Origin of the sequence: Massilia sp. CT11-108 (genome assembly GCF_047302915.1) — a bacterium.
Classification (GTDB): domain Bacteria; phylum Pseudomonadota; class Gammaproteobacteria; order Burkholderiales; family Burkholderiaceae_D; genus Telluria; species Telluria orientalis.
On record NZ_JBKYMO010000224.1, the window covers coordinates 1 to 9,160 of the forward strand.

Annotated in this window: 11 protein-coding genes; 6 read left to right on the forward strand and 5 right to left on the reverse strand. The window is 62.4% G+C overall.

Annotation, left to right across the window (positions count from 1 at the left end):
• Positions 1-222: 222 nt before the first annotated feature.
• The 4 genes from ACEN88_RS17845 to ACEN88_RS17860 form a co-directional block, all read right to left on the reverse strand.
• Positions 223-537 (reverse strand): hypothetical protein, encoded by a 315-nt coding sequence (locus tag ACEN88_RS17845; protein WP_413341651.1) that lies wholly within the window; start codon positions 535-537, stop codon positions 223-225.
• Positions 538-1,021: 484 nt separating this feature from the next.
• Positions 1,022-1,795, reverse strand: coding sequence for a hypothetical protein (locus ACEN88_RS17850; protein ID WP_413341653.1), 774 nt, complete (start codon positions 1,793-1,795; stop codon positions 1,022-1,024).
• A gap of 80 nt (positions 1,796-1,875) precedes the next feature.
• Positions 1,876-2,670 (reverse strand): SDR family NAD(P)-dependent oxidoreductase, encoded by a 795-nt coding sequence (locus ACEN88_RS17855; protein WP_413341655.1) that lies wholly within the window; start codon positions 2,668-2,670, stop codon positions 1,876-1,878.
• 109 nt (positions 2,671-2,779) lie between these two features.
• Complete coding sequence (locus ACEN88_RS17860) at positions 2,780-3,379, reverse strand: NADPH-dependent F420 reductase (RefSeq protein WP_413341657.1); 600 nt, start codon at positions 3,377-3,379, stop codon at positions 2,780-2,782.
• Between the two features lie 97 nt (positions 3,380-3,476).
• On the opposite strand from ACEN88_RS17860, the gene ACEN88_RS17865 reads away from it, so the two are divergent.
• Positions 3,477-4,358, forward strand: a complete 882-nt coding sequence (locus tag ACEN88_RS17865; protein ID WP_413341659.1) for a LysR family transcriptional regulator — start codon at positions 3,477-3,479, stop codon at positions 4,356-4,358.
• Positions 4,359-4,409: 51 nt separating this feature from the next.
• Here the strand turns inward: ACEN88_RS17865 and ACEN88_RS17870 are convergent, their stop codons facing one another.
• Entirely contained in the window at positions 4,410-5,000 is a 591-nt protein-coding gene (locus tag ACEN88_RS17870; RefSeq protein WP_413341661.1) for a TetR/AcrR family transcriptional regulator, read from the reverse strand.
• Between the two features lie 124 nt (positions 5,001-5,124).
• Between ACEN88_RS17870 and ACEN88_RS17875 the strand changes: the two genes are divergently transcribed.
• From ACEN88_RS17875 to ACEN88_RS17895, 5 genes are all read left to right on the forward strand, one after another.
• Positions 5,125-5,859, forward strand: a complete 735-nt coding sequence (locus ACEN88_RS17875; RefSeq protein WP_413341663.1) for an SDR family NAD(P)-dependent oxidoreductase — start codon at positions 5,125-5,127, stop codon at positions 5,857-5,859.
• 13 nt (positions 5,860-5,872) lie between these two features.
• Positions 5,873-6,640, forward strand: coding sequence for an SDR family NAD(P)-dependent oxidoreductase (locus tag ACEN88_RS17880; protein WP_413341665.1), 768 nt, complete (start codon positions 5,873-5,875; stop codon positions 6,638-6,640).
• Between the two features lie 27 nt (positions 6,641-6,667).
• Positions 6,668-7,264 carry an NADPH-dependent F420 reductase gene (locus ACEN88_RS17885; protein WP_413341666.1) on the forward strand — a complete coding sequence of 199 codons (597 nt, stop codon included), beginning with the start codon at positions 6,668-6,670 and terminating at the stop codon, positions 7,262-7,264.
• A gap of 240 nt (positions 7,265-7,504) precedes the next feature.
• Complete coding sequence (locus tag ACEN88_RS17890) at positions 7,505-8,479, forward strand: LysR substrate-binding domain-containing protein (protein WP_413341668.1); 975 nt, start codon at positions 7,505-7,507, stop codon at positions 8,477-8,479.
• 9 nt (positions 8,480-8,488) lie between these two features.
• A partial coding sequence (locus tag ACEN88_RS17895) for a 2-dehydro-3-deoxygalactonokinase (protein ID WP_413341671.1) occupies positions 8,489-9,160 on the forward strand: 672 nt, incomplete at its 3' end.

Below are 9,160 nucleotides of genomic sequence, written 5' to 3' on the forward strand. Positions count from 1 at the left end.
CCCCAGTGATGAGATACTTCCTCAACGTTTACCGGACCCGTTTCGTTTACACCGGCCTACGTTTTTACACAGCCTGGACCCGTAGCGGTCGTAGGACCACTCCAAGAATTCGCTAACTGCGTCCTCAGAAGTCAATTCCAACAACGCCTCTGCCGACTTTGAACCGTGGCAGCATACATGTGCATAAAGAAATTCTGAGTCCAACAAGCTTTTCCGTCCTGTTTAACCGAGGCGGGTATCGGTCATATTCGTGCCTCCGCTTAGGCGAGCAGTCAAAGCAAGATTCTCGAACTCGACAACGTAGTGTCCCTCTCGACGGGCAGTTACGTAATCTCCCGGTGAGGTTAAGGCCAGCCGAACGCGCAGCTCGAATTCTTCTGGGCCATTCCGCTGCTGAGTGTCAATGATTCGAGGTTGGGCCTCCCCTTTCAAGAGTATGGCGTAGCAGGTCCGTCCACCGTCGTTTGAAGACTCCTGCACGACACCGATGCGTTCTACTGTGCCCTCATAGGTTTCTACGGTTTTTTTAGCAAACATGTTATTCCTAGCGTTAGTGTATAGCCATAGATCTGCTTACGTCCGTCTGCTTCTGGCCCAGGCCGTTGGGCCAGCATAGCATGTTGTAAAGCTGGAAAAGTCACCTGCGGTCACGACCGGCCGGAACCGACCCAACGCGGCCCTTCGGGTCCGTGCTGAAGAACAGAGCTGTTTTGACGGTCGAATGCAAAATCTAGCGCCGGGACTTCGAAATCAAGGCGCCAATAACAACGCCACTTGCGACCCCTGGACCAATGCCAAGAGCAAGGTTGCCGATCGCGATGCCAATTGCGCACCCAATCGCCACTCCAAAACAAATCCCGACACCATGAATTTGCTACCTTTTTTATCGGGTGAATCGCTCATAGAATCCTTTATTTCGAAGTTGAAAGGCCGCTTCTGGCGGCAGAAGCCATTGCTGAAACTCCTCAGTCGACCCCTTGAGACGAATAAAATCCAGGGATTCGCCTGCAGGCGTTGGTCGTTATTTACACGGCCTTTTGCTCCTGTCGGACATGTCATCGATTTCCGTCTGGGTCAGCGTTATCGGCATCGGTTCATCTGCCGGAAAACCATCGGCACCTGTTCGCGCTGGCTTGGGCGGCACTTCGTTCGGGCAAGCCGGGACCGAAGGCGGAAGCGATGCCGCCAGCGCAAATAATTGCTTGCGCAGCGGTGTATCTACGACGTTGGCATCGATCCAGAGTTCGTAAGCACGTCGCCGCTCGACCCAGGACAGGTGCGAGATCGCGTTGCCGGAAGGGGCCTGAAACACGCTGAGCCGTGCGGGCATGCCGTTGATGCGTTCGGGCTCATCCTCCGGGGCACGCCAACTACTGGTGCCATCAACGGACATGTCTTGCTCGAATAGCGTCACAATATGACCGTCGGGCATTAGAAAGCCGCGGTACAAGCGTGTATGCGGAGTATTGTCGGGCTCGATCATCGCGCCCAGGCTCTTGAAATTGGCGAATTGCGTGCGAGAGAGGTTCACCGGCTGGAACGACAAATCTGCCATGATCGGCGCGGACGGTCGGAATGCAATGCGGTAGCGCTCCAAGTTTGCCTCGCACACCTTCAGATAGCCGTGCGTTTTGGCTTCGAGAGCCAGCTGCGCCTGGGCTTCCGCGAAGCCGGGAGCGCCGGGCGGCAGGCCGAGCCCGCAGGACACGCCACCTGGGGCGGGTCTGGCGTGGGGGGAGACGACGGGCAGTGCGACCGCGATGGCCACAATGGCCCAACCGATACGTCGGTTCATTGTTTTTGCATTCATCCTTGCAGCTTAGCAGTTGCAGGACCGTGAAGTTACGCACTTTTCCACTGCGGCTGCCTGGCGAATCAGGCAATTGTGCGAACAACACCGCCGTCGACACGTAAAGCCGAACCTGTCGTCGCCGATGCCTGTTCCGAGGCGACATAAATTACCATGTTTGCCACTTCCTCGGTGGTGGCGAAGCGTTGGATCAGCGTGGTCGGACGCATCGTTTTCAGGAAATCCTGCTCGGCCTGGGCGGGCGTGATGCCTTGCTCCCGGGCTGTGGATGTCATCCAGTTCGACAGGATCTCCGAATCCGTCGGACCGGGCAGCACTGCATTGACGGTCACGCCGCTGCCGGCGACGAGTTCGGCCAGGCCGCGCGACACCGCCAGCATTGCAGTCTTGGTCATGCCGTAGTCGATCATTTCCTTCGGAATGTTCAATGCCGATTCGCTGCTGATGAACACCACGCGGCCCCAGCCGCGCGCCGTCATCTTCGGAATGTAATGCCGCGACAAACGTACACTGCTCAACACATTCAGCTGGAACAGGTCGAGCCACTCTTCGTCGGTCTGGTCAAAGAAGTTCTTCGGACGGGCGGTGCCCGCGTTGTTGACCAGAATGTCGGTGTCAGGCACCTGTGTGATCAACGCTGCGCAACCTTCCGGCGTGGCGATGTCGGCGGCGACGCCGCTCAATTTGGCGTTTGGAAGCAGCACGCGCATGTCGTGGAGCGCCGCGTCCACGCGTTCCTGGGTGCGCCCATTGATCACGACAGACGCGCCCGCGCGTGCAAGTCCTTCGGCGATCGCGCGGCCGATGCCGGCGGTGGAGCCGGTCACGATGGCAGTGCGGCTTTCAAGTTCGATGTGCATGTTATTTCTCCGGTTCTGCTAGTGCCGCTTCCGCCGCGCGAGCGAGGCGGTCAATCCCCTCCTGGTGGTAGCGATGGAGCGCACGGGGATAATTGATGCGCTCGTCGCGTCAGTCTGCTTTGACGAGGTCCTGGAAGATCAGCGACGCCCAACTGCGCCCGCGCGCCTGAACCAGCGCACCGCCTTCGCCGAGTTTGCCCAGCCATACCGGCGCATAGCCGAGGCGTTCGGCCAACGCGGCGACCTGCGGTACTGCCTCGTCGTGGTCGCTGGACAGGAAGACCACACGTCTCCCGCCCTTGACGCGTGGATCGGCCGCCAGCAGACCGGCAGGAAGATGATTAAAGCCTTTTACGACGGAAGCGCCGACGAATGCCCTGGCGATGGCGGCGGAGGATGGCTGACCGTCCAGCGTTTCGACCGGCACGCCATAGGCATTGGTCGCATCGATGATCGTCTTGCCTTGCCAGTTCGTCAGCGCCCTGGCAACGGTTGCATGTTCCAGGAACGGCACGGCAAGGAAGATGACGTCGGCTTGCAGGGCGTCCTGCAAGGTTTTTGGTCGAACCGATCCGCCGATCGCCAGCGCCCGCGACGCCAACGCGTCAGGTGCACGCCGGGTAGCGACGGCAACTTCGATGCCCATGCGGGCGAAGGCACTGGCAAGCGCTTGTCCTACTTCTCCAAAGCCGATGATTGCGTAAGTCACAGAATCTCTCCAAACAAAAAGTTGACGAGAGGATGGTAATTTAGTGATTAGTAAGTGATAATCCGAAAAATTTTCATAAGACTTATTCCAAAGTAGAATGGATCAGTTCCAGGAATTGAGTGCTTTCATAGCCGTGGTCGAGACCGGCGGATTTTCCTCGGCGGCACGCAAGAGAGGTGAGTCGCAGTCTGCCGTCAGCAAGGCGGTGAACGCTCTGGAAACGCGGCTCGGCGTAGCGCTGCTCCATCGCAGCACGCGAAAGGTGACGCTTACCGACCAAGGGCAGAGGTACTACGAGCGTACCAAGCCGCTGCTCGAGGAGATTCGAGTGGCAGACAGCGAACTTGCCGGCAGCACACTGGACGTTTCCGGCCTCGTGCGCATCGCCGCGCCTTCGACGTTCGCACGCCTGCACGTTCTGCCGCTGATTCCGGAATTGTTGGTGCGCCATCCGGACTTGCGCGTGGATCTTGTACTGTCCGACGCGCTGCGCGACATGGTTGAAGACCGCATCGATCTGGCGATCCGACTGAGCACGGTCAACGATCCGGATTCCGTCGTTCGCCGTGTGGCGGGCACGTCCTTGATCTGCGCCGGTGCGCGCCGCTATTTCGAACAGCGCGGATTACCCGGGATGCCCGCCGACCTGGTCCACCACAACTGCCTGATCTACGGCGAAATGACCGAGTGGAATTTCTACGGGCCCGAAGGCCGCTTCAGCGTGCCGGTGCGCGGCAACCTGTCATCCAACAGCGCCGAAGCAATTCTGGCCGGCGTGAAAGCCGGTGTAGGCATCGGCATGTTCCATCGGGCATCTCTTGTCGAGGAATTCCGTGATTCGGACGTGGTTACGGTACTTGATAATTTCATCCACGAGCCGCGCGACATCAGCCTTGTCTGGCCCAAGCGCCGCTTCGTGCCCACCCGCGTGCGCGCAGTCACCGATTTCTTCGCGACGGCACTCTCGCTCCGCATTTAGGCGCATCCTTCCACGGGGTCGGCCAACGGGCGCGATCCCATGCAGACACCACTAAGCTGCGTCCTGTTGCTCGGGCTTCTTTGCGGCGGTGCCGGGGCCAATTTTCAGGATGGCGCTCGTCATGAGCGTGACGAGATGATCCACTCGCGACGCAAATGACGGTTGATCGGCTGTCCAGCCGAGCGCCGTGATCAGCGCGAACAGGTCGTCCCCGGTCATGTCGGGGCGTGCCGTTCCTTCGTCCTGGGCACGCCGCAACAGCCGCGCGCCTGCCGAGTGCACTGCGGCGCATGACGCGTAAAGCGCGGAGTCCGGATTCGCGTGGGCGGCCGCCATCATGGCGACGACGCCTCTGTAGCTCCGCGTGAATGCCACCAGCTCCCGAAACCAGGTCAATAGCGCCTCGTCGGCCGAAGCCGAGCTTTCGAGTTCGTCCGCCTTCCGGGTCAGCGCGTCCAGATGGGTACACAGCAGCGCCTCGAACAAGGCTTCCCGTGTCGAGAAATGACGAAGCAAGGTGGCCAAGCCTACGCCGGCGCGGCGGGCGATATCGCGCATCGAGGCCTCGGCGCCATGCTCGGCGACCACGTCACGCGCGACCGTGAGGATTTGATTGCGATTTTTTTGGGCGTCGGCTCGCATAAGTTCCCTTGACAAGTGGATCAGTGATCCATATATTGGATTATGTGGATCGGTGATCCACATAATACAGCGCCATCTGGAATTTTTCCAGCTCCCGCGCAACGCGAATGAAAGAGCACACGACATGAACAGATTAAACGGAAAGACCGCCGTCATCACCGGGGGCGCAACCGGCATCGGCCTCGCCGCGGCCAAGCGCTTCATCGAGGAAGGTGCCTTCGTCTTCATCTTCGGGCGCCGCCAGGAGGCACTCGATGCCGCTCTCACCGCCCTCGGGCCCAATGCCCGCGCCGTGTCCGGCTCAGTTTCCGAGCTGGCTGACCTCGACCGGCTCTACGCGGCGGTGAAGGCCGAGCGCGGCACCCTCGACATCGTCCTGGCCAACGCGGGGGCGGGAAGTCCGCTTCCTCTCGGCCAGATCACCGCCGAGCACATCGACGACACCTTCGACACCAATGTGAAGGGGACGATCTTTACGGTGCAAAAGGCGCTGCCACTGATGGGTCCAGGCGGTTCGATCATCCTGACCGGATCGAGCGCCGGTACCACGGGAGCCCCGGGATTCACGGCCTACAGCGCGAGCAAGGCAGCGGTGCGCAACCTTGCCCGGACCTGGGCGGAGGACTTGAAAGGCACAGGCATCCGGGTCAACGTGCTGTCGCCGGGGGCGACGGCGACCGAACTCGCCAGGCAGGCGCTAGGTGAAGAGGGCCAGAAGGCGTACGGCGCGATGACGCCGCTCCAGCGTATGGCCGAACCAGCGGAGATCGGGGCGGCGGCCGCCTTTCTTGCCTCGTCGGACAGCAGCTTCATGACCGCCAGCGAGGTCGCCGTCGACGGCGGCCTGGCACAGCTCTGAGGAGAAAAATCGAATGACACAATCACTGAAGGGAAAAACAGCGCTCGTCACCGGGGCATCGCGTGGCATTGGCCGCGCAATCGCCGAACGTCGCGCAAAAGACGGTGCGACTGTGGCACTGACCTATAACGCCAGTAAATCCAGCGCGGACGAGGTCGTCGCGGCGATCGAGAAAGCGGGAGGCGTCGCGTTCGCGATCCATGCGGATCTCGTTGATCCGAACACCGTCCCGGCCTTGTTCGAGAGACTCGACGACGAATTCACGCAACGGAACGGTAGCACAGCGCTCGACATTCTGGTCAACAATGCCGGCAATTCCGGTTGGCTTGGCTTCAGGGACGCCACGCCGGAGGGTTGGGACACACTGATGGCCGTCTACGCCCGCGCGCCATTTTTCATCGTTCAGGCCGCTCTCGATCGTCTTGCCGATGGCGGGCGCATCATCAACATTTCTTCCGCCGCAGCCACGAAGCCGGTGACGGCTGCGCCCATTTACTCGATGGCGAAAGCGGCCATCAACACCCTGACCCACACGCTCGCAATCGAGTTGGGGCCGCGTCGCATCACGGCGAACGCCGTTGCGCCGGGCTTCACGCGAACCGATGCGAACGCCGAATTCCGCGAGAATCCCGAACTCGTCAAGGCGGTCGAGGCCCAAATCGCGCTGGGCCGCTTTGGCGAGCCTTCGGAAATCGCCGCCGTCGTGGCATTCCTTGCGTCCGATGAGGGCCGTTGGGTGACCGGCCAAGCGATCGAAGCGAGTGGTGGTTACAAGCTCTGACCGCACCCCGGAACGAAGGAGAACTATATGAGTTACGCAATTATTGGCTTCGGCAAGATTGGCCAGGCACTGGCCAGGGCGTTCGCCCGCAAAGGTATCGAAGTGGCTGTTGCAAGCACCCGCGACCCGCGCAGCTTTGCAGCCGAGGCGGCCGCCATCGGGCCTACGATCATTCCCATGACCCTGGCGGAAGCCGTCAAGGCGGATATCATCTTTTTGGCCGTCCGTTTCGAATCGCATCCGGAGGTCGCAAAAGCCCTGTCCGACTGGAACGGGAAGATCATCGTCGACGCGATGAACACGCAGGCCCCGCTTGAAGAGCTGGACGGTCTCCCGTCCTCCGCCTTTGTCGCGACGACGTTTGCCGGAGCCAGGCTGGTGAAAGGCTTCAATCACCTGGTCGCCGCGGTGCTTGACCAGGATCCGTGCGTACACGGCGGCAGGAGAGTCGTCTTTCTGGCGAGTGAAGATAACGACGCCGCATCGGAGGTCGCTGCGCTTGCGGAACATCTCGGTTTCTCGCCGGTAAAGCTCGGCGGACTTTCCGAAGGCGGACTACTTGTGCATGCGCGCGGGAAAAGTTGGGGGCAGCTGATCTTCAAGGATCTCGTCAAGTTCGACTGATCTGATCTAAGCGCGGACGGTGCTGGCAGGTAAGTGGCACTTCGTTCAACCGGAAACGGGCGCGCGCGTAGGCCCGTTTTTGGCCGGTAGCGGGCGGTGATCACGGCTCAGCGTACCGAGCCGTTGTCGTCGGAGTAACAAAACGTGTTGGTAGCCGCACTAAGTCGTATTCCCGAGTTTGACCCTGAGCGGATCGGCAACTATCATTGTGGAAACTTTCAAGGCCCACGCCGCACCGCCATGTCCGATCCCCGTTCCGACCGCTTCGTCCGCGCCTACCTGAAGACGCGCCACCTCGTCCTGCTTGTCGAACTGGGCCGGCATGGATCGATCATGCAGGCCGCCCAGGCCGCGAACCTCACGCAGCCGGCGGCCTCGAAACTGCTCGGCGAGCTGGAACACGCGCTGGGCGTCACCTTGTTCGAGCGCCTGCCGCGCGGCGTCGAGCCCACGTGGTACGGCAAGGTGCTCATCCGCCGCGCCGGCGCCTCGCTGGCCGAGATGGACGCCGCGTACCAGGAAGTGATGGAACTGATGTCCGGCCTGCGCGGGCGCGTCGCGGTCGGGGCGATCCTGACGCCGTCGACCACGCTGGTGCCGGCCGCCGTTACCCTGCTCAAGACGCGGCATGCGCGCCTGAACGTGTCGATCGAGGTCGGCAGCAGCAAGCAGCTCGTCGAGCGCCTGCGTGCCGGAGACCTCGACATCGTCATCGGCCGCGTCGTGGACGGTTCGATTGCGGACGAATTCCACTTCGAGCCGATCACCGACGAGCCGCACAGCCTGATCGTGCGCGCCGGACACCCGCTGCTGGGCGCGCGCGGCCTGGACCTGGCCGAACTCGCGCAGCAGGCGTGGATCGTGCCGCCCGCCGGCAGCATGGTGCGCGACCGGATGGCGGCGCTGTTCCTCACGCAGGGCCTGGAGCAGCCCGCGGAGACCGTGTCGACGGCCGAGCTGCCCGTCGTGACGACGCTGCTGCTGGGCAGCGACATGGTGGCGCCCATGTCGGTGGAACTCGTCAAGCCCTACCTGGATAGCGGCCTGCTGGCCATGCTGCCGTACGAACTGAATCTGCGGATGGACGTCTACGGCATCATCACGCGCCGCCATCACCAGCTGTCGCCCGCGGCGGAAGCCATGCTCGGCGCGCTGCGCGAGACGGCCACGCGTCCCAAGCCGACGGCGCGCGTCACGTACATCAAATCGGTGTAAGCTGGCGCGATGGCTTCCTCCGCATCACACCGCCTGCTCGGCATCGACTGGGGCTCGAGCAACCGCCGCGCCTATCTCGTCGACGCCGCCGGCACCTGCCTCGCCACGCGCGCCGACGACCAGGGCATGCTCGCCGTGCGCCCCGATTTCGCCGGGTCGTTCGCCGCCCTCGTGGCGGAAATGGGCGTCGATCCAGGCATTCCCGCCGTCGCCTCCGGCATGGTCGGCAGCGCCCAGGGCTGGCGCGAAGTGCCTTATCTCGACATCGGCGTGCCGCTGGACGCGCTGCCCGACCACGTGGTCCGCGTCGACGACCCGCGCGCGGGCCGTCCGTGCTTCATCGTCCCCGGCTACGTGCAGCGCGGCGAGCACGTGGACGTCATGCGCGGCGAGGAGACGCAGTTGCTGGGCGCCGTGGCGCTGGGCCGGCGCGACGGCTGGTTCGTCCTGCCCGGCACACACAGCAAGTGGGTGCATCTCGCGGACGGCGTCATCCGCCGCATCGCCACGTTCATGACGGGCGAGTTGTTCGCGATGGTGTCCGCGCACGGCACGCTGGCGCCGCTGATGGCGGGCGCGCATGACGACGACAGCGCATTCGTCGCGGGACTCGATGCGGCCCGCCGTGGCGCGCCGCTGTCGAATGCGCTGTTCGGCGTGCGTGCGCGCGTCGTCTCGGGC